This is a genomic window from Polaribacter aquimarinus (assembly GCF_003129485.1).
In the GTDB taxonomy this organism is placed as follows: Bacteria; Bacteroidota; Bacteroidia; order Flavobacteriales; family Flavobacteriaceae; genus Polaribacter; species Polaribacter aquimarinus.
Genome location: NZ_QFFG01000001.1, coordinates 331,548 through 351,103 on the forward strand (window position 1 = coordinate 331,548; position 19,556 = coordinate 351,103).

At 27.2% G+C, this 19,556-nt stretch carries 23 protein-coding genes and 1 other RNA gene; 11 read left to right on the forward strand and 13 right to left on the reverse strand.

Annotated elements, in window-relative coordinates; genetic code table 11:
* Positions 1-16: 16 nt before the first annotated feature.
* Both kdsA and DIS07_RS01605 read left to right on the forward strand, forming a co-directional pair.
* On the forward strand, positions 17-835 hold the full coding sequence (gene kdsA / locus DIS07_RS01600; RefSeq protein WP_109403464.1) for a 3-deoxy-8-phosphooctulonate synthase: 819 nt from the start codon (positions 17-19) through the stop codon (positions 833-835).
* Between the two features lie 193 nt (positions 836-1,028).
* Positions 1,029-1,982: a transglutaminase domain-containing protein gene (locus DIS07_RS01605; RefSeq protein WP_109403465.1), complete on the forward strand. Its 954-nt coding sequence runs from the start codon at positions 1,029-1,031 to the stop codon at positions 1,980-1,982.
* Between the two features lie 144 nt (positions 1,983-2,126).
* Here the strand turns inward: DIS07_RS01605 and DIS07_RS01610 are convergent, their stop codons facing one another.
* Complete coding sequence (locus DIS07_RS01610) at positions 2,127-2,498, reverse strand: DUF1801 domain-containing protein (RefSeq protein WP_109403466.1); 372 nt, start codon at positions 2,496-2,498, stop codon at positions 2,127-2,129.
* Between the two features lie 38 nt (positions 2,499-2,536).
* Between DIS07_RS01610 and DIS07_RS01615 the strand changes: the two genes are divergently transcribed.
* The 6 genes from DIS07_RS01615 to DIS07_RS01640 all read left to right on the forward strand — a co-directional run bounded on the left by DIS07_RS01615 (position 2,537) and on the right by DIS07_RS01640 (position 6,397).
* On the forward strand, positions 2,537-3,091 hold the full coding sequence (locus DIS07_RS01615) for a hypothetical protein (RefSeq protein ID WP_109403467.1): 555 nt from the start codon (positions 2,537-2,539) through the stop codon (positions 3,089-3,091).
* Positions 3,092-3,154: 63 nt separating this feature from the next.
* A complete protein-coding gene (locus DIS07_RS01620; protein WP_109403468.1) occupies positions 3,155-3,763 on the forward strand; it encodes a hypothetical protein in 609 nt (202 codons plus the stop codon).
* Positions 3,764-3,791: 28 nt separating this feature from the next.
* Positions 3,792-4,088 (forward strand): winged helix-turn-helix domain-containing protein, encoded by a 297-nt coding sequence (locus tag DIS07_RS01625; RefSeq protein WP_109403469.1) that lies wholly within the window; start codon positions 3,792-3,794, stop codon positions 4,086-4,088.
* A gap of 53 nt (positions 4,089-4,141) precedes the next feature.
* Positions 4,142-5,530 carry a DUF4153 domain-containing protein gene (locus DIS07_RS01630; protein WP_181374500.1) on the forward strand — a complete coding sequence of 463 codons (1,389 nt, stop codon included), beginning with the start codon at positions 4,142-4,144 and terminating at the stop codon, positions 5,528-5,530.
* Positions 5,527-5,946: a hypothetical protein gene (locus DIS07_RS01635; protein ID WP_109403471.1), complete on the forward strand. Its 420-nt coding sequence runs from the start codon at positions 5,527-5,529 to the stop codon at positions 5,944-5,946. Before DIS07_RS01630 ends, DIS07_RS01635 begins: the two co-directional genes overlap by 4 nt.
* 76 nt (positions 5,947-6,022) lie before the next feature.
* Positions 6,023-6,397 (forward strand): ribosomal maturation YjgA family protein, encoded by a 375-nt coding sequence (locus DIS07_RS01640; protein WP_109403472.1) that lies wholly within the window; start codon positions 6,023-6,025, stop codon positions 6,395-6,397.
* On the opposite strand, the gene DIS07_RS01645 is transcribed toward DIS07_RS01640, so the two are convergent.
* Positions 6,381-6,602, reverse strand: a complete 222-nt coding sequence (locus tag DIS07_RS01645) for a DUF3820 family protein (RefSeq protein WP_109403473.1) — start codon at positions 6,600-6,602, stop codon at positions 6,381-6,383. The genes DIS07_RS01640 and DIS07_RS01645 overlap by 17 nt on opposite strands.
* 110 nt (positions 6,603-6,712) lie before the next feature.
* The gene (locus tag DIS07_RS01650; protein WP_109403474.1) at positions 6,713-7,921 is read right to left on the reverse strand and encodes an NAD(P)-dependent oxidoreductase; all 1,209 of its coding nucleotides are present in this window, start codon (positions 7,919-7,921) and stop codon (positions 6,713-6,715) included.
* 220 nt (positions 7,922-8,141) lie between these two features.
* On the opposite strand from DIS07_RS01650, the gene ssrA reads away from it, so the two are divergent.
* Positions 8,142-8,535, forward strand: a transfer-messenger RNA (tmRNA) gene (gene ssrA, locus DIS07_RS01655).
* Positions 8,536-9,111: 576 nt separating this feature from the next.
* Here the strand turns inward: ssrA and DIS07_RS01660 are convergent.
* The 8 genes from DIS07_RS01660 to DIS07_RS01690 all read right to left on the reverse strand — a co-directional run bounded on the left by DIS07_RS01660 (position 9,112) and on the right by DIS07_RS01690 (position 14,994).
* Positions 9,112-9,420 carry a hypothetical protein gene (locus tag DIS07_RS01660; protein ID WP_109403475.1) on the reverse strand — a complete coding sequence of 103 codons (309 nt, stop codon included), beginning with the start codon at positions 9,418-9,420 and terminating at the stop codon, positions 9,112-9,114.
* Positions 9,421-9,512: 92 nt separating this feature from the next.
* Positions 9,513-10,790 (reverse strand): hypothetical protein, encoded by a 1,278-nt coding sequence (locus tag DIS07_RS01665; protein WP_146190696.1) that lies wholly within the window; start codon positions 10,788-10,790, stop codon positions 9,513-9,515.
* 91 nt (positions 10,791-10,881) lie between these two features.
* On the reverse strand, positions 10,882-11,253 hold the full coding sequence (locus DIS07_RS01670; protein ID WP_109403477.1) for a hypothetical protein: 372 nt from the start codon (positions 11,251-11,253) through the stop codon (positions 10,882-10,884).
* Positions 11,254-11,258: 5 nt separating this feature from the next.
* Positions 11,259-11,537 carry a helix-turn-helix domain-containing protein gene (locus tag DIS07_RS01675; RefSeq protein ID WP_109403478.1) on the reverse strand — a complete coding sequence of 93 codons (279 nt, stop codon included), beginning with the start codon at positions 11,535-11,537 and terminating at the stop codon, positions 11,259-11,261.
* Between the two features lie 70 nt (positions 11,538-11,607).
* Positions 11,608-12,552 (reverse strand): hypothetical protein, encoded by a 945-nt coding sequence (locus DIS07_RS01680; protein ID WP_109403479.1) that lies wholly within the window; start codon positions 12,550-12,552, stop codon positions 11,608-11,610.
* Positions 12,553-12,573: 21 nt separating this feature from the next.
* Positions 12,574-12,714 (reverse strand): hypothetical protein, encoded by a 141-nt coding sequence (locus DIS07_RS15020; protein WP_181374501.1) that lies wholly within the window; start codon positions 12,712-12,714, stop codon positions 12,574-12,576.
* A gap of 242 nt (positions 12,715-12,956) precedes the next feature.
* Complete coding sequence (locus DIS07_RS01685) at positions 12,957-13,649, reverse strand: hypothetical protein (RefSeq protein ID WP_109403480.1); 693 nt, start codon at positions 13,647-13,649, stop codon at positions 12,957-12,959.
* A gap of 16 nt (positions 13,650-13,665) precedes the next feature.
* A complete protein-coding gene (locus DIS07_RS01690) occupies positions 13,666-14,994 on the reverse strand; it encodes a tyrosine-type recombinase/integrase (protein WP_109403481.1) in 1,329 nt (442 codons plus the stop codon).
* A gap of 675 nt (positions 14,995-15,669) precedes the next feature.
* On the opposite strand from DIS07_RS01690, the gene DIS07_RS01695 reads away from it, so the two are divergent.
* Positions 15,670-16,761 carry a glycosyltransferase gene (locus DIS07_RS01695; protein ID WP_109403482.1) on the forward strand — a complete coding sequence of 364 codons (1,092 nt, stop codon included), beginning with the start codon at positions 15,670-15,672 and terminating at the stop codon, positions 16,759-16,761.
* Here DIS07_RS01695 and DIS07_RS01700 read toward each other — a convergent pair whose 3' ends face one another.
* Entirely contained in the window at positions 16,762-17,574 is an 813-nt protein-coding gene (locus DIS07_RS01700; protein WP_109403483.1) for a 2OG-Fe(II) oxygenase, read from the reverse strand.
* Between the two features lie 55 nt (positions 17,575-17,629).
* Between DIS07_RS01700 and DIS07_RS15160 the strand changes: the two genes are divergently transcribed.
* Complete coding sequence (locus tag DIS07_RS15160; RefSeq protein WP_235869071.1) at positions 17,630-18,745, forward strand: glycosyltransferase family protein; 1,116 nt, start codon at positions 17,630-17,632, stop codon at positions 18,743-18,745.
* Here the strand turns inward: DIS07_RS15160 and DIS07_RS01710 are convergent.
* On the reverse strand, positions 18,735-19,424 hold the full coding sequence (locus DIS07_RS01710; RefSeq protein WP_109403484.1) for a cell division ATP-binding protein FtsE: 690 nt from the start codon (positions 19,422-19,424) through the stop codon (positions 18,735-18,737). The two genes, DIS07_RS15160 and DIS07_RS01710, sit on opposite strands and share 11 nt — an antisense overlap.
* Between the last annotated feature and the right edge of the window lie 132 nt (positions 19,425-19,556).

Here is a 19,556-nt window from a genome sequence, read left to right on the forward strand (position 1 = left end):
TCTAAAATATTTACAAATGATTTTATCTAAAATTCCCAATATAAAATATACAAATTCTAATAACTTTTTCTTACTTGCGGGTCCTTGTGCCATAGAAGGTGAGGGTATGGCAATGCGAATTGCCGAAAAAGTAATTTCTATTACTGATAAATTACAAATTCCGTATATATTTAAAGGAAGTTTTAAAAAGGCAAACAGAAGTAGAATTGACAGTTTTACCGGAATTGGAGATGAAAAAGCCTTAAAAATCTTACAAAAAGTTTCACAAACTTTTGGAGTACCCACTGTAACTGATATTCACGAAGTTTCTGATGCTGCTAAAGCTGCGGAATATGTAGATGTTTTACAGATTCCTGCTTTTTTAGTAAGACAAACAGATTTGGTAGTTGCTGCTGCAAAAACTGGGAAAGTAGTTAACTTAAAAAAAGGACAATTTATGAGTCCTGCTGCAATGAAACACGCAGTTCAAAAAGTAAAAGATGCGGGTTCTGAAAAAGCATGGATCACAGACAGAGGAACAATGTTTGGCTACCAAGATATGATTGTAGATTTTAGAGGAATTCCAGAAATGCGCGAATTTGCTCCTACTGTTTTAGATGTTACACATTCTTTGCAGCAACCCAATCAAACTGCAGGAGTTACTGGTGGAAGACCAGAAATGATTGAAACAATTGCAAGAGCAGGTGTTGTTAATAATGTTGATGGATTATTTATAGAAACCCATTTTGACCCTGCAAATGCAAAATCTGATGGCGCTAATATGTTGCATTTAGATAACTTAGAAAGTTTACTAACTAATTTAGTTGCCATTCGAAAAACTGTAAATAGTTTATAAAAACTTATTTTTATTTGGGCGTTTTAACAGGCTTTCTCTACTCGCTTTTTTTCTGAAAAAGAAAAAAGAGCTCAAACAAACCGCTCAATCCTTAACGCACTTACTCAGTTGAATAAAATACAAACACCTTTCAGGTTTTAAAAAAATAAATAGGCACAATTTTTGTCCCATAAAGTTGTTAACCTTTTAAATGATGAAACAACTTTTATTTTTTCTTCTACTATTTTCAATTTCAACTCAAAGTCAAGATTTTTCAAAAGTTGATGAATTGGTTGCATCCTACCCAAAATTTTCAACAGTAGAAGCTTTATCAAATCAGATTAAAAAAGATTTTACTACAAATGAAAATAAAGCAAGAGCCGCTTTTTATTGGTTGGCAAACAATATTCGTTACAATTTAAAAGAATACTACAATCCTACTCAAAGAAGTTATAATTTTAGATATACCACAGAAGAAGAAAAACAACAAAAATTACAAGCGCTTAAAGATAAATTAGTTGCAGATGCTTTTAAAACTAAATTTGGGGTTTGTGAAGAATATGCACAAGCCTTTAAAAAAGTTTGTGATTTGTTAGGCATTGAAGCAGAAGTTATCAAAGGAAATGTAAGAAATGTACCTCAAGAAATTGGGAAACCCGAGAACACAACAAATCACGCTTGGAACGCTGTAAAGTTAAACCAAAAATGGATGATTTTAGATGCTACTTGGGCAGCAGGTTATGAATATAATGGGCGCTGGGTAAAAAAATTCGACAATTATTTTTACAACATTCCAAAAGAAAAAATATTTAAAACACATTATCCTAAAGACACCATTTGGGTTTTACGTTTTGGCAGAATGAGTATAGAAGAATTTTACAATCAACCGATTTATGGGCATACGTTTTTAAGTTCTAAAGTAGAATTAGTATCACCAAAAAAAGGGATTCTGACCATAAATTCATCCAAAGAAATCAAATTAAAATTTAAGAATTTAGATACCAATTCTCCAATTTTCTATACTTTTCGAGGGCAAAAATATGCTCAAAAACCTGCTGTTTTAGTAGAAGGAAAAACATCAACTTTAACCTTTAAAAACGCTCCTAAAAACTCTTACTTGAATCTATTTATCAATAAAGAAGCTGCTTTACAGTTTAAGACGAAATAAACTAGGTGTTAGAATGTCAGTTCGAGTGATTTTGAGGAACACTAAATTGTATCGAGAACTAATTAAATAATCTTAATTAAATTCTTATTCTCGATACAAATTTTACTTCTTTCATCAGTAAAATTCACTCGAATTGACAGAATTCTATTTCCTCTTATAAAAACCTTTGTCTTTTAGCTGATGCGCTTCATCTAAAACTGTTAACAACACTTCTTCATTAATATCTTCTAACTTAAAATAACGTAAAGATTTTACCACTTTTCTATTTTCAGAAATTAAGAATTCATTATACTTTGTAAGATGCGCAGAAACCCAAAAAACTACATCTACATAGCCTTTCTTTTTTGATGGATTTAAATAACAAAACGGTCTATCATTCAAATAATAAAAAGGAATTTTCCATTTAAATTGTAAATCAACTTCAGGGAAAGCACCTTCTATTAAAATCTGTAAATGCAATAAAATAGATTTAAACGGTTCTGGTTGATTTAAAATGTATTCTTCTGCTGGCTTCATATTTTTGGTATCTTAGCGAAAGATAAAAAAATAGATGTATGCACGATAATTTTCAAATAAATTTTTCTTTAAAAGGATTTACCAGTATTCTTATTGGAGTATATTTTTTATTAGGTAGTTATGTTATAAAAACCTTGTTAGATGGCTTTCTAATTGATGACAATCCAGCTGGAATGATGTCTGTAGAAATCATTGAGTTCTTAGTTATTGGAATTGCTTTATTTGTTTTTCTATTTTCTTCTTTAGCTTTATTTTTTGCAGGAAGAAGAAATTCTAAAAGGTTTCAATATAAACTTTGGAATGGAAAAACCATAACTGCTTTTTTTAAGTATTTTATTGGATTTGTAATAATGCTTATAGTATTGGTTATCATAAAAAATCAAGGTTTTATTGATTACCTCACTCCTACTTTTCTAGTTCTTTATGGAATTTTACTGTTTGTATTCAAAAATAAAGAACGAAAACAACTTCTTGTTTTATCAGGACTATGCTTGCTATTAGCTTTGATGTGTATTTTAATTCCTAGTTATTGGTATTCTTCTCTTTCTATTCTTGGAGTCGCTCATATTACTTATGGAGTTGTTGTAAAATAATTTTAACTTTTATTGTACAATTGAAAATTTATTATTTACTTTGTATTTCAAAGTTCTTTAAAAATGAGTTCAGAAGATTATTTAAAAGACATATCAGAGATTAAAAATTTAATGAATAAATCCTCAAAGTTTATTTCATTAAGTGGTTTATCTGGTATTTTTGCAGGAGTTTATGCATTAATTGGTGCTTTATTTGCACATTGGTTCTTTTCATTAAGTGGAAATGAATACATCGTAATTGATAGTGAAATCTTTAACTTCGTAGTAATAGATTTATTAATTGTTGGCATTTTAAGCATAGGGACAGCTATTTTTTTAACTACAAAAAAAGCAAAAAAAAACAATGAGAAAATATGGGATGCTTTAACTAGAAGATTATTATTCCATTTTATTGTTCCATTATTAGCTGGAGGAATTTACATCTTAATTATACTAAATCAACAACGTTATGGGCAAACTGGTGCATTAATGTTATTATTTTATGGTTTGGCCTTATTAAATGCTTCAAAATACACTTTAGGAGATGTAAAATATTTAGGTTATACTCAAATAGTTTTGGGTTTAATTTGTGCTATTTTTCCTGGTTATGGTTTCTGGTTCTGGGTAATAGGCTTTGGAATTATGCATATTGTTTATGGTGCAGTTATGCATTATAAATATGATAGAAAATAAGATACTTTTGTAAACCAAAAATTATCATTTGAAAAATATTATCCTAAATATTAATAAAGCTTTCGACCATAGAATTCGGCTAGGTATTATGTCTATCTTAATGGTAAATGATTATGCTGATTTTAATACATTAAAAGAATTATTAGGCGCAACTGATGGTAATTTGGCTAGCCATACAAAAGCTTTAGAAAAGGTTGATTTTATAAAAGTTGAAAAGCAATTTATTGGTAGAAAACCAAACACAAAATATTTAGCTACAACCCTTGGAAAGCAAGAGTTTAAAAAACATATTAATGCTCTCGAAAAATTAATTAAAAACAAATAACTTTTTTTTTAACTAATAACTTTGTATTTCAAAGTTCTTTTAAAATGATCAAAATGAAAACTATAACAACATTATCCAGCGCACTTTTATTTAGCACCCTATTTTATAAACAAAATATTGGTTTAAATTTAGGTCTCTTTACAATTTTTACAATTTTGGTTTTGGCAATAACTAATAGAGAAAAATTCAAAAAAAGTGACACATTTCTCAAAGCTATGTGCTATTTAATTACAGGTGTTACCATTTTCTTTTATAAATCAGATTTAACAATAATTGCAAACATTCTTGCATTTTTTACTTTAATTGGTAGTATATCAGAACATCAATCATCTATTTATATAAAATGGGTAAACGGAATTTACACAACCATAGTCTCATTCTTCTCAAAATACTATGACAATTTGAATTCTGAAATTGAAAATGTAAAAAAAGAGAAAATTAATTATGCTTATTGGATAAAAATCATTGGAATTCCAACCGTGCTAATTCTTGTTTTTATCTCTTTATATAGAAAAGGAAATCCAATGTTTGATGAATTGATCTCTAAAATAGATTTTAACTTTATTAATTTTCATTGGATACTTTTTACATGTTTAGGATATTATTTGTTTAACAATATTATCAATCCAATTCAAATTGAACCAATTACTAAAAATGACCTAAACCAAGGTAACATTCTAACTAAAAATAATTTAAAAGATTTTTCTTCAAAAAAATTAAAAGAAGAAAAACAATTAGGTGTTGTTATTATGTTTCTATTAAACTTACTTATTACTTTCTTTATAGTAACTTATGTGATGCATTTACTAGAAATACACAATATGCTTGCTCCTGAACTTTCAAAACAAGTTCATAGTGGAGTTAATGCATTAATAATGTCTAATATACTTGCGATTATTGTTATCCTATATTTCTTTAGAGGAAATTTAAATTTTTTAGATAATAATAAAGATTTAAAAAAATTAACCTATGGTTGGATATTATTAAACCTAATTATTGTTGTAATTACTTTTATCATTAATTTAGAATATGTTATTTCTTTTGGATTAACTTATAAAAGAATTGGTGTTTTATTCTTTTTAACAGCTACTTCAGTTGGATTAGTGACAACTTTTATTAAAGTGTCAAAAATTAAAAACTTATGGTTTTTATTTAGAAAAAATACTCAAATAGCATTTACTATTATAATCCTTTCCTCTACTGTAAATTGGGATAAAATAATTACATTTTATAACATAAATAATGCAGCACAAGTAGACATAGATTATTTAATAAACCTATCGTATAATAATACTTTTTTATTGAAAGATTATTCAGAAAAAAATAACATAAACAAAACAGTCAAGTATAAAATTGATGAAAAACACCACGATTATTTATGTCTTCTAAAAAGTAATTCTTGGCAAGAAACAATATATGATAACCTAAAGATAAAAAAATGAACTCGACAAGCAGAATAATGCCAATTTTATTAAAGGCTTCTTTTATGGCAACAGTCTTATTTTGGACTATAATTTTATCAGAAGTATCTATGAATGATTCTTTTATGGTTGCAATCATTATTTTTTCTTACATCCCTATATTTATTGTGTGTTCTTTGTTCATTTTGTTTACAATTGTGCCTATACTTTTCTTTGACACAAAAGATTTAAATTCAAGTGAAATGTTTCATAAATATTTTCCATATTATTCTATAATTATTTTTGGTATCTCATTTTTTTTCATAATACTTTCAAATTTTGACAAGGTTATCTCCGCTTTTTATATAACTGCATTTTTTACTTTGATGCAAAGTTGGATATGGATTTGTAAAACACCAACATCTGAAAAAGGAAAAACTAATTGGGAAAATAGTTAGAAATTGGTAAGTTGATTTGAGCAAAACCTCTACTCCATTTATAAATGAGGTTTTTGCTCTTTTAAAAAAAATTATAATGATACAATTCAACAAAATATACTTTATCGGTTTTATACTGATTTTTATAATAGAAATAGTAATTGCAAAATATGCAACAGGTTTTATACGTCATACCATTGGTGATGTCTTAGCAACCATATTTTTATACTGTTTGATAAAAAGTTTTATAAGTATTTCTACAAATAAAACTTTATTAATTGTCTTCATAATTTCTTTTATTATTGAGTTTTTACAATTAACCAATTTTCAAAACTTATATCCTGAAAAAATGGAAAAATATCTAAGAATTATTTTAGGCACCTCATTTAGTATAGGAGATTTAATAGCGTATTTAGTAGGGTTGACACTAGTTTATATTGTAGAAAGAAGAAACACTAATAACGTTTCCTAATCTCTCTAACAATATCTTCTAAACCATTTAATTTAAGTTCATAAACGAGTTCTAATTGTTGTCCTAGTTTCCCTTTTGGAAAACCTTTATTATGATACCAAACCACATAATGCTCTGGCAAATCAATTAGAAATCTGCCTTTATATTTCCCAAAAGGCATTTTCATTTTTGATAAATCGATAAGATATTGTTGATTTTTTTCCATTTTAAAAAAGAGACCTTTCGCCTGCGCTCAAGGTGACACTAACAACTAACAACTAACAACTAACAACTAACAACTAACAACTAACAACTAACAACTAACAACTAACAATACTATTCTTTTCCATCTACGTAATCTTGCAAGTACGAGAAACGTTTGGTTAGTTTTCCGTTTTCAGTCATTTTTGCTCGTGCTAAAACTCCATCTTTGTCGTTATTAAAAAAAGCAGGAATCACATTCTGTAAAAACATTTCTCCAAAACCTTCGCTAGCATCTTTGGGCAATTCACAAGGTAAATTGTCTACTGCCATAACAACAATGGCATCTTTACTTTTATAGTCAACTTCAGATTCTGTTTGCGGGTTGTAACCATAAATTGGATCTGCAATAGTTGATGGTCTGATTGTTGATGCTACTGGCCCATCAATATCACAAGAAATGTCTGCCACAAATTTGATTTGAAACTCAGAATGTTTTGCATCTTCTCTAGTAAATAAATAAGGAGAACCATCACCAAAAAAATGACCCGCTATAAAAAAGTCGGTTACTTTTGCAAAGCGCATAAAATTGGACTCATATTCCTGTGGATTGTTATAAAAATCTTGGTTATTGATTATTTGTTCGTCTTTACGCTTATTATAGTCTAAAACATCTGCCAAACAATACACTACTTCATTAAAAGTTTTTGATAAATAATCATCTACAGAAATTTGTTTGATGTTCATTGCATCCAACATTTCCTTGGCTCCATAGGCTACTTTTCCATTTCCTGTTAACAGAATTTTAAATCCTTTTGGTAAATCAATTTTATTCAATTCATTAATCAATTCTTTTTGACAGTCTAACGTTTCTGCTTTCGGTAAACTAAAAGATTCATTTTTTAAACCAACTGCTCTAAATCCGTTGTAAGCCCCTACAATTCCTGCATAACGTCCAAAACCAATTAAACGCATTCCGTTCTCTTTTACAATGGTTTCGTGATCGTACAATTCGATATTCTTATCTAGAATCGCATTGAGTAAATCTCTATTGTAAGGTTGCTTTTTAATAGTATGACTAAAGAAAAAATACTTTTTATTCGGGATTAAAGCATCCTTAGGTACTTCTTTGACACCAAATAACACATCGCAATCTGACATATCTTCAGTAACTTCTATTCCGGCATTTTTATATTCTGTATCCGAAAAAACACGAATATCAGAACGTTCCACTTTTATCGTTGCTGTAGGATATTGATTTTTAAACTCTTGCAATTTTGAGGGAGAAAAAACGACTCTTCTGTCAGGTGGATTTTTACGCTCTTTTATGATTCCGAATTTCATAATCTACTATGGTATAAAATTTGCTCTAAGATATTAGAATTTTAAAGGATAGACAACTGTAATTTTTATACTTTTGCATTCCGCGTTAAGGATTGAGCGATGTGTTTGAGTTCTTTTATGAAATGTAATGGAATAAAAAACGAGTAGCGAAAGCCTGACTTTAGTTTAAAATGCTTTTTAAGCAAAGTAACGCCCAAAGAAATTGCATCTTTGACATATTGGGGACGACTGGTTTTGACAGCAAGGTCAGTGAATTTGTAAGCATATCGAGTTATGAAATAACACTCGTTAAACCTAATTTCAACTTTATAAACGGCGAAGATAACTACGCTTTAGCTGCATAATTCGAATTATAGTAGAATTAGCCTCGGCGCACAAGGTGCGCAAGCTTTATGTCCACGAAAAGCCTTGGTTTACGGCGTTTCACTTTTGGGCATCGTAAAAGTAAACATAGGAAATTTAGTACTTCGTTAAGTTTCCGAAACTAAAGAAGTTAAGTTTAAAGTGGATTGTTCTTAATCAGCTTTAGATCGAAAATTAAGTAAGAACTAAGTATGTAGAAAGCTAATTTGTTGCTTGTTTGGACCCGAGTTCGATTCTCGGCGTCTCCACTTTATTAAACCTCAACTTATTGCTAATCAATTTGTTGAGGTTTTCACTAGTCAACCATTAGTCAACATATAATAAAAACTTAATTTTTTTAACTTTATAAATGGAAAATATTCGGGTTCTTAAGCGTGGAAGGACGTAAAGTTGAAGGAATAAAAATGATAAGAACGCAGTTATGTTTTACCTTTTAAAATTTATGATTTTTAATTGTTAAAGTAACTTCTAAAAATTTTAATAAGACTAATTAATTTCTTCAAAAAACCAGTAGGCAAATTAGCCTAATGGATAAAATCAATAAAAAAACTCAAAATATCTAAATTTTAAATAAAGAATAGACCCCATACCCTAAAATATTTTAGTTTCTTTTTCAATATATAATTAGATTTATATAGGTAGAGTATCAAAGATATTCATATAACTAATTTATAAACTAATAGGTAGTATATTCAGACACAAGGCAATTATTTAATTAATTGTGTCCCAAGTGTTCGTTTACAAATCGAAGATTACAAAAAACGAGTTAAATATTATAATCTAAAGGCATTTGAATATAGGCGAAATATTGATTTGATGTTAGGTATTTAATCTAGATTTATTTTATAATCTTTTTTTGCTGAAGTACCTCTGTCCGTGTAGGATAATTTTGATTTATAAAAATAATAAAATCCCCTGTAACTGGGTTTGTCTTTTCCTTTGTAAACGATAGAATATATCTCTAGAGTTAAATTATTTTTTCTAAACTCAATTTTTGCCTTTGGATGATTTTTTAAAAATTCTTTTATTGGCATTTTAAAGTAAATTTTCTCATATTCTTCTTGATTTGGTAGATCATCACAAGAATATAGGACTACTAAAAATACTAATGTTAAAAATGTTTTTAAATTTTTCATAAATCAAATATAAAGATAAAATTTATTGGTTTGAAATTTCGCAAAGCCTAAAACCATTGTGAGAATTCTAGTTCTGACTTATTTGCAGCAAGTTAAAATAATCTTGTTTGTGAGGGGTTATTATTATCGTCTTGACTTCTTTTGCAGTTAGAATGTTTATTTCTGATGTTATGAGCCAGTTCTTTTATTTGAGTTTCAAAACCATTATATAGCCATTTTTTGGATAGGTATTTATTTTTAATTATTAGAAAAATCAATTTATCATTTTCAAAGTAGTATCTTAAACCAGTATGAGAGAGTAAAATACTATCTTCTTTTTGCATTGAAATATCAACTGCTGTAACCCTACATTTTTTATATGGTTTATTTGCACCTTTTAACCCTTTACTTGAATGGTTAGAAAGTGCAGTTTTTTTAGTATTAAAAAGTTGGTTAAAAGGTGCAGTTTTTTTGTTTTTGATTTGAGGTCTTTCTGCTATTATTAACTCAAATTTTTTAAGAATATTACTAATAATTTGCTCTTTTAAATTATCAGAATGATTAGAGATATACTTTTGTAATTTTTTCTTATGGTCACGTTTATTTGATTTGGTTTTAAACTGAAACCAATATTGGGGGTTTTTGTATTTTAAAAGAGTTGTTTTAATGGTTTTAGTGAATTCATTTTCTCTTATTGTATAATCAAAGTAAATAACTCTATTGAAATGTCTTAAAAGCAATCCTTTTGCATTATTTAAGGTTGATACATTAATATCAGCAAAAGAATTAATGTTTATTATATCCAATTTTTTATACTTATACTCCTCACTTTTTTTGATTTGGGTTTCAATCCTTAACGTTTTTTCAATAATTCCATATTGATTGGACTTATTATAAATCTTAACCCTATATCGTTGATATATTACTTGTGCAAAATTATTATCAAATCTAAACTCAAAACTTTTGGTAGTTAGATATAACAAACCAATAATAAATAATTGAGGGTTAAAATTCGGTGTTGTATTGATACCAAATTCAATGTTTTGAAATATCATTTTATCAGAAGTACATTCAAACAACTTTTTTAAATGATGTCTAACCTCGATAATATCTTTTAAAGTAAATAAGTTGCCATTGTAACCCTTGTAGTTTTTAGTTTTTTTATAATTTGGTGCTAAAACATTGTGTAAAGAATTCCAAAGTTTATGAATACTGCCAATAAACAAAACAGTACCACTATCATAAATTCTTATCTTACAAAAATGATATTCAGCAACCTTATAGTTTTTATAAAGTCCAGTATCTTCTGAAATTTGCCTATAAAAAATAAGTTTACTTTCTAACTGATTAATGTTAGCATCTAAAACCGATATTTTAACTCCGTCTATCAAATCAATCTTTGTATATTTGCATAAGGGTATGCGTTGCCACAAATACCCAAACTTTGAACAATAAAAAGAGGACTTTGAACATCCTCTTTTTTTATTCTAATTCGTCAATAATTGGTTTTAAATGGCGAGTAAAGAAATCTTTGAAATAGTAGAGTGTTAAATCTTCTCTGTTGTTTTTAAATACAAACAGTATCAAATCTTGATAACGACCTCTACATCCCCAAAAAAAATGCTCTTTGTGCGTTTTGAATAATCCTGTAAGACTTGGTTTTACCCATTTGTTATTTTTGCGTTCTTTTACCCAATAATCAGGTTTTGACTTTGCAAAATCTCTGCTTTCAGAAATATTGATTTTTTCAGTAACATGAAGAGCATTTGGAATGTTTACTAATTCATAATGAGTAGTAGTTTTAAAATACCTGGTTGCCTTGAACTGGTATTTCACTGGTGTAGGCGTTGCCATTACCTCTACTTTTTAAGTTCGATAATTGCATCCTCTACCTCTGAACGTAAATACAAAACACGCCCACCAATTTGTTTAGGTTTCAATATTTTGCGTTTGCTCCAATTATGAACCGTTGACAAGTCCACAGATAATAGGTTTGAAACTTCTTGACGAGTTAAATACTGGTTTGGTGTTTTGGGTTCAAAGTGTTCTTTAAAATCCTCAAACTTCTTATCAATATAGTCTAATAAAGGTTTGCGGTTTTCTTCTGGTGAAGTTTGTACAAATTGAATTTGTGCCATTGCTGAAATATTTTAAAATTAATATGTCAACAAAATTGCATTACATTCAATTCCGATTTTTGTATGAATTTTACCGATTTTCGGAAAATTGTTTTTTTATAAATTTATATAAATCATTTCTCGTATGACCTTGTAATATATTTTTTGGGGAAGTCCAATAATTTTGAACTTTTATATCATTTACTTCATTTTCAGATATGATATTATTAGTATCTAACCATAAAATATGGCTTTTAAACTTAGTATCTCTTAATAAGTTTTCTTGATTAAGTTTTTGAAATATGAAACTATATTTTTTTATAACTTCATCTTCATTAATTTCTTTCCATTTCATAAATATATTAAAGCCTAAATCACTAAATATATGCTTGCTTTTTTCTTTTAGAATATCTTGGTCATTTATTCTTTGACTTATTTTTTTCTCAACATAATTGGAATAAATATCAATCTTTGGATTTTGCTTTATTAAGAACTCATCATATAAAAAATTTAAGTATTGCTTTACCTCTAAATCATTTAAGAAGTGGTTGAAATTTAAGTTGAAATGAAGAATTAATTTATCTTCTATGTTGAATAAGTCATTAAAAGTGATTTCGTAATTATTAATTTCAAAATGAAAATCCGATACTAATCTATTATCTATTTTAGCAAGTATTAAAACTTCCCTTCTCAAAAAAACAGATAAAACCATACTATAAATTCTTACAAAGTTTTCTTTGGTATAAAATTTTTGGTTTGATGTTATTTGATAACTTATTTTCTTATCAATTATATCACTTATTTCTTTAAAATTTATGTTAGAAAATAATTTTAAAGTGTTTATCAAAAGTTCTTTTTTGGTAATTTCAAAAACTGCATAAGTTATTAAATAAACTTTTCTTAAATAATCGTTATCATCTTTTAAAACGTTTTTTATAAACTTGAAAGTGATTTGATTATGAAGTTCATTATTTTGATTACTGTTGATAAACTTAAAATCATTGATATTAAAAACTAAGTCATTTTGCGTTGCCATTTTAAGATATATTAAGAACTGTCAATTTTTCAATTTATTCAAGACCATTTCTTTCTCTTCTGGAGATAAACTACCTATTAAAGTGTTTATTTTTTTATCGTTTTCTTGAATTTTAAATTGAAGGTGTTCTTCTAAAATTTTTAAGTTTTCTTTTGTGTACATATTTTTTATTTATTTTAGGTATTGTCAGGCATAGTTTTGGACGCAAAGGGAAAGGAATTTTTACATCCATCAATCATAATAACCTTTCTATTTTAGTTTCTTAAATTTATTTTTAATTTTGCATCAGCGGAATTCGTTTCGGACGTTACAGAGTAAGGACTTGTTTTATCAAGGGCATCAACTCGTCCGCTTTTAAGATAGATTCTCAATCAGTCTCTACTTTTATCCTTATTTTTTTAGAATTAGCATATACTTAAAAATTTTCTCATTTCTTTCTCGTAAACCTGTCCATAATGTTCGTTTAAAATATAAAGGCAATTAGTTTTAATGATTTGCTCAAATAATTCTTTTTTAAAATCTAAAATTCTTAATTCCCTTTGTTTCCCTTGTAAGAATTCAATTTCTTTGTAATCTTCCTCAAATTGTTCTAAAATAGATGTTGATACATTTAAAGCAATCTTCTCTAATCTATCAAATTGCCCCTCTTCAAAGACAATATAATCAGATAAGGACGTTTCTACTTCATCTTTATTACAACTTTCTGCCAACTCTCTAAAATACCTTTCTTCATCCTCAAGTAAAATTAGTAAAGCATTTTTAAAATCTAATGACCTGTTGTACATCTCAGCAGTTCTTGTATAAACACTTTTATTATGTCTTTGATTCATTACATTTTTAAATGCTCTCAAAGCAATTTTTTCATTTAAACTCAAACCATTAAAATTTTGCCAATCTCTTGATTTTTCTTTATCAAATATTTTTTTATATTCAATTTCAAAATATTCTAATCTATCATCTAAAGATAATCCACTTAAATAATCATCTTCTTTGATTTGAGAATTAAGCAAGTCAATATCGTGCTTTGTAAGTGTTCTAATAAATTCGATCAATTGATAATCAATTAAATTTTTCCTAATAAACTCTTTATCAGCCAATTTTTAACTTTTTAAATTATTGATTTGATGCTTTTTTTAACACATTTAGTTGAGGTTTATTAACTCTTTTCTTTTCGAGTTTCGCCCATGTTTTAGCAATTTGTAGACTATAATCAATAGGTTGTTTACCAATGTAGGTTAAAAACATTTTTTCGGTCTTATGGGCTGTTATATTCATTAACAAAGGAGTAGGATACAATTCAGTTGCATAATGATTTGATGCAAAAGAACGTCTACAAATATGAGATGAAACTAATTCGTGCTTTGGATATATGCCAGTAATATATCTTTTAGTACCCTCATCGAACTTATTGCCTTTTACCAATGTATCTATATTAGAAATCTTACAAAGTTGCTTTAAATAACGATTAAACATTGCTTTATTACTATCTATGTTAGTAGTAAATAAAGGAGGAAAATCCCCATTTCTTTTATTTAGGATTTCTTTAACCTCATAGTGTATTGGTATTTGAACTGTCTTTTTTGTCTTTTGTTGAGTGATTACAATAAACTCATATCCTTGTAGTATCTGAATAAAGTTTTTATTCATTCTTAACAAATCTGAAACCCTTTGCCCCGTAAAGCATCCAATGATTAACCAGTCTTTTGCAATGTTATGATTTTCACTTACAAACTTGGTTTGTTTAATTTGTTCTAACTCATCAAAATTTAAAATTACTTTAGGTGCGTCAATAGAAAAACCCATAAAGTCTTTTAGTTGGCTACTTACTCTAAAACCATTTTTTTCTGCATCTAAACAAATACTTTTTACAAACTTCAGGTAACGACCTATTGTATTATCACTTAACTTATCAACCTCATTGAAATACTCAATTAATTCAATTCTAAATTTGAGGTTTACATCAATTAACTTAGTTTTTCTTTTTTTATACCTATCGAAAGATTGTAGTTTGTTTACTATGGTTCTGTACTTCTTTTCAGTTGATTTTGAAACACCTAATTGTTTGGTTTTGTCATTAGTCTTATATTTTAAATTCTTTATAAAATAGTCCCCATACTCTACCAAGTAATCTAATTCTTTAACCTCAATACGATTAAAATGTAAATCTATTATATGTTGTAACCATTTACCCTCAATCTCGATACCTTTTGAATTTGAAACATTAACTTCATCCAAAACAAAATCTTTCAACTTCCGAAGTTGAGATGCGATGTTTTTATTTTCTGCTGTAGTTTGTTTAGGTAAGTTCTTTTCACTCCATTCTTTAGGGTTAATACTCAATGATGTTTTTCTTTTGAATATTTTACCTCTACCGATTGAAAGCCTTAAATAAATTGGTGCGTTTTCTGAATTACTTTGAAGTAAGAATTTTACTGTTGCCATATATTGAACTTTTGAACAGTTCAAATATAATAATAAAATAATAGTTAGTCAACATTTAGTCAACCGCTAGTCAACCGTTTTCAATTTCATTCAATTTTATACAATTTTCAACAAATCCTTTATTTACAGTGTTCATATTGATTTTACTGAGAAAACTATTACTTTTAAAGGATGTTTGAAATAATGATAACGCCCTGTTATGTTCTCGGCGTCTCCACAATAAATAAAAACCTCCAAAATTTTGGAGGTTTTCTTTTTCAGTTAACAATTAAATTTTGATCCTTAATTATTTCTTTTTCTGAGTTTTTTGTTCCTTTTTTAAGAAGAAAAACAGAAAACAAATACGGTATACTTAAAAATCTAGATTTACATTTATAACATTTATAAAACTTTGCCTTTGGTATAAATTTTAAAATAAAACCTCTTGATAATCTTTTTCGTGAACTTGAGTTACATGAAGGGCATTTACACATTTTAATTAGGGGATTAAAAGTTAATATTATGATAACTCTTTCGTGCAATTATGATGTTCTCAAATATAGATTATTTTATTGTGATACATTACTTTAATTAAATTTATTTTAAAAGGTGATTTATTTAAAAAATAAAAAACACTCTTAAACCAAGAATTACACTAAGATTTTTTTTTGTTTTATATTGCAGCAAATAAATAATTTGAAAAGAATAATTGTATCCGTTTCTAATGATTTATCTACCGACCAAAGAGTAGAAAAGGTCTGTAACACCTTACATCAAAATAATTTCGAAATTCTATTAATTGGTCGAATTTTAAAAAATAGCCTTCCGTTAAATAGGAACTATAAAACAAAAAGGATGTCTCTTATGTTTAATAGTGGCTTTTTATTTTATGCAGAATACAACCTGAGACTCTTTTTTTTAATTCTTTTTTCTAAAAAAGACATATTATTAGCTAACGATATAGATACACTCTTACCCAACTATATTGTCAGTAAAATTCAAAGGAAAAAAATTGTTTTTGACAGTCATGAACTCTTTTCGGAAATTCCAGAACTAGAAACAAGACCAACTGTAAAAAAAGTATGGCAAACTCTAGAAGACAGAATTCTTCCTAAATTAAAGAACACTTACACTGTTTGTGATAGCATTGCAGCCTATTTTAATAAAAAGTATACTACCAATTTTAAAGTAATTAAAAACGCCCCAATATCAAAAAAAGATAGTGCTACAAGATCATCTTTTTCTTTTCCACATAAAGGAAAAAAAATAATTTTATATCAAGGAAGTGTAAACATTGGAAGAGGTTTAGAGTTGATGATAGATACTATGATTTTTCTTGACAATCACTTATTTGTAATTATTGGTTCTGGTGATATTTATGAAAAATTAAAAGTATATGTGAGAGATAAAAAACTTGAAAACAAGGTGTATTTTTTAGGGAAATTACCACCAAATCAGTTAAAAGAACTAACTCCTTTAGCAGACATTGGTATAAGCCTTGAGGAAGACATAGGTTTAAGCTATAGGTATGCTTTACCCAATAAAATATTTGACTACATTCAAGCTAAGGTGCCAATTCTTGTTTCTGATTTACCTGAGATGAAAGAAATTGTTAACAATTATAATGTAGGAGAAATTGTATTAAAACGAAATTCTGAAAGTCTTGCAAATCAAATAAAAATAATGATTGGTAAAGATTATAATTTAGCCCTTGAAAAAGCTAAAAAGGAATTGATTTGGGAAAATGAATCAATAAAATTACTTACTATTTTTAATAATTTAAAGTAATTACTTTTTGTATTGATGTGGGTTTTCTCTAACCCCTTTTTTAAAAAACTTACGTAAAGTAGAACGAATTCCGTTATCTACTTGTAAAATAAAATCTTTTAATTTCTCTTTAGGTCTTCCTCTAAAAGTAGTAACATGAAATTTATCTGAAGGCAATAATGGTTTTTCAGAAAAATAATAATTAGACACACAGCACCTAACATTATCTACTTGAACTTTACTTACAGAATGCCAAGAATTCTGATGTGTTGCCATAACCACTAACCTATTAAACTTACTTTCTATAGTTATTTGTTTTTCTTTTAATCCTTTTGGCCAAATTTCTAAATTACCTCCAAAATCTAATTCCCAATCTGGAGTTACATAATATAAAAGATTTAAAACTCTCCATCTATTTCTGTCTTTATCATGAGAATTATCTAAATGAGGGTTTAGAAAATTTCCTTTTTCCATTAAAGAAAGTCCCCCTGCATATAAATTTTCATCAGCATAAACTTCTTGAATACAACAAATATCAGCAATTAGTTTTACAATTTTTTCTTCTTGAAAAGCATAGGTGATTTCCTCTAAAACAGAATCATATTTATCCATTTGAAAAGCAGTATATTTTAATTCTCTTATACTATTTCTCTTAACTGTTTCGGCTAATTTCGGAAAACTTTTATGTAGTTTAAAAGCTACATCTAATGGCAATAAATTATCTAAATAAAAGAAACCAATTTCATGACTATGATTTAAAAAATTTTTTTTTAAATTTTCCTTATGATTAAATATATTTTGATATATAATTTCTGCTAATTCGTCTCTTTTCATAAATCGTTTAGAATAAAGCATAAAGTTATTGCTTTTAGTTTTAACTTTGTTGTTTATGAGTAAAAGATTGCATATTGTTTCTTTTGACATACCTTATCCGCCAAATTATGGAGGAATTATTGATGTATTTTATAAAATAAAAGAGCTTTATAAACTGGGCGTAAAAATTTATTTACACACTTATATTTTTGATCATAAAACAAAACAAGTAGAGCTAGAAAAATATTGTGAAAAAGTTACCTATTACAAAAGGAATAACACTCTTATTTCAATTTTTTCAACACTTCCTTTTAGATTAAAAAGTAGAGTTAATAAAACATTAAACTCAAACCTCAAAAATTTAGATTGTCCTATTTTATTTGAAGGTTTACATACAATTTATCCGCTTTATAAATTTAATTTAGAGAAATGCTACGTTCGAACTCATAATATTGAGCATTCTTATTTTTACGGATTAGCAAAAAGTGAAAAAAATATTTTAAAAAAAATATTTTTTTATTTAGAAGGTTTCAAACTCAAAAAATTTGAGAGAAACCTCAAGAAAGCAAAAGCTATTTTTACAATTTCACCTTTTGAGCAAAAATATTTCTCTGAAAACTTTGGAGTGAATGTTCATTATTTACCCGCTTTTCATGAAACTAAAATTAACTCTAATGATTATAATAAAGGAGATTTTATTTTATATCATGGAGATTTAAGAGTGGCAGATAATATAAAATCTTGTTTATTTTTAATCGATGTATATAAAGACAGTAGCTACAATCTAGTTATCGCCACTTCTATCAAAGAAAATCATATCGAAGCAGAAGTAAACAAATATAAAAACATCTCTATAAAGCAAATTCCTAAACAACAAGATTTAAATGAATTATTTAGTAAAGCTCATATAAACACTTTGTTTAGCTTTCAAAAAACAGGAATAAAACTAAAGTTATTAAACACACTTTACAAAGGTAAATTTATAATAGCAAACTCACCATTAATAGAAGATACAGGTTTAGAAAGTACCTGTGAAATTGCTAATTCTAAAGAAGAAATACTAAAAAAAACAGAAACACTTTTTCAAAAAGAATTTACTGAAAAAGATATAGAAAAAAGGTTAAAGAAACTCAAACCATTTTCACCTGAAACTGCAGCAAAAAAAATGATGGAAATTATTTTTAAACAGTAGTCGTTTTTTGAGCCACTTCAAACAACTCTCCTCCTTCACATTTAAGTGTTTTTTGTTTATACCTAACAATTAATTGATAATCGTGCGTTGCCATTAAAATTGTTTTTCCACTTTTATGAATTTCATTAAGTAATTCCATTACTTCTATGGATGTTTTAGGATCTAAATTACCTGTGGGTTCATCTGCTAATATTAGTTCAGGATCATTTAATAAAGCTCTTGCAATAGCTATTCGTTGTTGTTCTCCTCCAGAAAGTTCAAATGTTTTTTTATAGTATTGAGCTTTCATTCCAACTTTATCTAAAACTTCGTTAATTTTATCTTTTATGCTTTTTTTATCTTTCCAACCTGTAGCTTTTAAAACAAATTCTAAATTAGAAAATACATTTCTATCACTTAACAATTTAAAATCCTGAAAAACAATTCCAATTTTTCTTCTTAGATAAGGAATTTCTTTTTCTTTTAATTTCTTTAAATCAAAACCAACAATACTTCCTATTCCTCTTTGAAGTTTTAAATCTCCATAAAGTGTTTTCATTAAACTACTTTTTCCGCTACCAGTTTTTCCTATTAAATAATAAAAACCCCCTTTATTAATGGTTAGATTCACTTTAGATAACACCAAGTTATCTCTTTGATAAATATCTGCATTTTCTAAATGTAAAACCGGTTTTTCCATAAAAAACATTACTTTCTACAAACTTATAAGTTTCTATCTATTTTCTATAATAAATTCATAACTATTGTTACATTTGATATAAAAATTAAAGTATTTTTTTCTTCCCCAATCAAACAAAAATAAAAATTGTTC

Coding starts and splice junctions, on each gene's coding strand:
- kdsA (WP_109403464.1), top strand. CDS start 17: ATGATTTTATCTAAAATTCCCAATATAAAATATACAAATTCTAATAAC.
- DIS07_RS01605 (WP_109403465.1), top strand. CDS start 1,029: ATGAAACAACTTTTATTTTTTCTTCTACTATTTTCAATTTCAACTCAA.
- DIS07_RS01610 (WP_109403466.1), bottom strand. CDS start 2,498: ATGAAGCCAGCAGAAGAATACATTTTAAATCAACCAGAACCGTTTAAA.
- DIS07_RS01615 (WP_109403467.1), top strand. CDS start 2,537: ATGCACGATAATTTTCAAATAAATTTTTCTTTAAAAGGATTTACCAGT.
- DIS07_RS01620 (WP_109403468.1), top strand. CDS start 3,155: ATGAGTTCAGAAGATTATTTAAAAGACATATCAGAGATTAAAAATTTA.
- DIS07_RS01630 (WP_181374500.1), top strand. CDS start 4,142: ATGAAAACTATAACAACATTATCCAGCGCACTTTTATTTAGCACCCTA.
- DIS07_RS01635 (WP_109403471.1), top strand. CDS start 5,527: ATGAACTCGACAAGCAGAATAATGCCAATTTTATTAAAGGCTTCTTTT.
- DIS07_RS01640 (WP_109403472.1), top strand. CDS start 6,023: ATGATACAATTCAACAAAATATACTTTATCGGTTTTATACTGATTTTT.
- DIS07_RS01645 (WP_109403473.1), bottom strand. CDS start 6,602: ATGGAAAAAAATCAACAATATCTTATCGATTTATCAAAAATGAAAATG.
- DIS07_RS01650 (WP_109403474.1), bottom strand. CDS start 7,921: ATGAAATTCGGAATCATAAAAGAGCGTAAAAATCCACCTGACAGAAGA.
- DIS07_RS01660 (WP_109403475.1), bottom strand. CDS start 9,420: ATGAAAAATTTAAAAACATTTTTAACATTAGTATTTTTAGTAGTCCTA.
- DIS07_RS01670 (WP_109403477.1), bottom strand. CDS start 11,253: ATGGCAACGCCTACACCAGTGAAATACCAGTTCAAGGCAACCAGGTAT.
- DIS07_RS01675 (WP_109403478.1), bottom strand. CDS start 11,537: ATGGCACAAATTCAATTTGTACAAACTTCACCAGAAGAAAACCGCAAA.
- DIS07_RS01680 (WP_109403479.1), bottom strand. CDS start 12,552: ATGGCAACGCAAAATGACTTAGTTTTTAATATCAATGATTTTAAGTTT.
- DIS07_RS15020 (WP_181374501.1), bottom strand. CDS start 12,714: ATGTACACAAAAGAAAACTTAAAAATTTTAGAAGAACACCTTCAATTT.
- DIS07_RS01690 (WP_109403481.1), bottom strand. CDS start 14,994: ATGGCAACAGTAAAATTCTTACTTCAAAGTAATTCAGAAAACGCACCA.
- DIS07_RS01700 (WP_109403483.1), bottom strand. CDS start 17,574: ATGAAAAGAGACGAATTAGCAGAAATTATATATCAAAATATATTTAAT.
- DIS07_RS15160 (WP_235869071.1), top strand. CDS start 17,630: ATGAGTAAAAGATTGCATATTGTTTCTTTTGACATACCTTATCCGCCA.
- DIS07_RS01710 (WP_109403484.1), bottom strand. CDS start 19,424: ATGGAAAAACCGGTTTTACATTTAGAAAATGCAGATATTTATCAAAGA.